Source organism: Sphingobacterium sp. LRF_L2, assembly GCF_965644235.1.
GTDB lineage: Bacteria > Bacteroidota > Bacteroidia > Sphingobacteriales > Sphingobacteriaceae > Sphingobacterium.
Genome location: NZ_CBFFRI010000020.1, coordinates 1 through 1595 on the forward strand (window position 1 = coordinate 1; position 1595 = coordinate 1595).

Annotated in this window: 1 rRNA gene; it reads left to right on the top strand. The window is 51.8% G+C overall.

The annotated features are described in order from the left end of the window. Window positions 1-1520 (top strand): 23S ribosomal RNA (locus ACSZOX_RS22350); the annotation flags it as partial. Window positions 1521-1595: the final 75 nt, after the last annotated feature.

Genomic DNA, 1595 nt, shown 5'->3' on the forward strand with positions numbered 1-1595 from the left:
AGTCGGGGCCTAAGGCGCATCCGAACGGAGTAAGCCGATGGACAACGGGTTAATATTCCCGTACTTTTTATAACTGCGATGTGGTGACGGAGTAGTGACACTGCCGCGGACTGACGGAATAGTCCGTTGAAGTGCGTAGGTATACAGACTGTAGGCAAATCCGCAGTTTGTGCCGAAACATGATAGTACAGCAAACCTTCGGGGGCGCTGATAGTGCAGGTAATCAGACTTCCAAGAAAACCCGCTAAGCTTCAGGTTATAAAAACCCGTACCGTAAACCGACACAGGTGGTCGAGGAGAGAATCCTAAGGTGCTCGAGTGAATCATGGCTAAGGAACTCGGCAAAATGGCCCTGTAACTTCGGGAGAAGGGGCGCTGTCTCAGCGATGAGCAGCCGCAGTGAAAAGGCCCAGGCGACTGTTTAGCAAAAACATATGGCTTTGCGAAATCGAAAGATGAAGTATAAGGCCTGACACCTGCCCGGTGCTGGAAGGTTAAGAGGGGATGTCATCGCAAGAGAAGCATTGAATCGAAGCCCCAGTAAACGGCGGCCGTAACTATAACGGTCCTAAGGTAGCGAAATTCCTTGTCGGGTAAGTTCCGACCTGCACGAATGGTGTAACGATCTGGGCGCTGTCTCAGCCATGAGCTCGGTGAAATTGTGGTATCGGTGAAGACGCCGGTTACCCGCAACGGGACGGAAAGACCCCATGCACCTTCACTATAGCTTAACATTGGAATTGGGTACAGGATGTGTAGGATAGGCGGGAGATAATGAAGCGGCTTCGCCAGGAGTCGTTGAATCACCCTTGAAATACCGCCCTTTCTGTATCCGGTTTCTAACTCGATTATGTCGAGGACATTGTTTGGTGGGTAGTTTGACTGGGGTGGTCGCCTCCAAAAAGGTAACGGAGGCTTTCAAAGGTAAGCTCAGTACGCTTGGTAACCGTACGTGGAGTGCAATGGCATAAGCTTGCTTGACTGTGAGACCCACAAGTCGACCAGGGTCGAAAGACGGACATAGTGATCCGGTGGTTCTGTATGGAAGGGCCATCGCTCAAAGGATAAAAGGTACGCTGGGGATAACAGGCTGATCTCCCCCAAGAGCTCATATCGACGGGGAGGTTTGGCACCTCGATGTCGGCTCGTCACATCCTGGGGCTGGAGAAGGTCCCAAGGGTTGGGCTGTTCGCCCATTAAAGTGGCACGCGAGCTGGGTTCAGAACGTCGCGAGACAGTTCGGTCCCTATCTGTTGTGGGCGCTGGAAGTTTGAGTGGATCTGACCTTAGTACGAGAGGACCGGGTTGGACGGACCGCTGGTGAACCTGTTATGCCGCCAGGTGTACGGCAGGGTAGCTACGTCCGGAATAGATAAGCGCTGAAAGCATCTAAGTGCGAAACTAGCCACGAGATGAGACTTCCTTAAAGGGTCGTTGTAGATTACGACGTTGATAGGCCATAGGTGTAAAGGTTGAGAGACCAAAGCCGAGTGGTACTAATTGCCCGAAGCTTTCCACGCCGGTAGAACGCTGTTGTCTTCTTTCCATTTTCTTTCTTTCAATGCATGTCAATGATCTGTGGCTTGCGGTTAGCT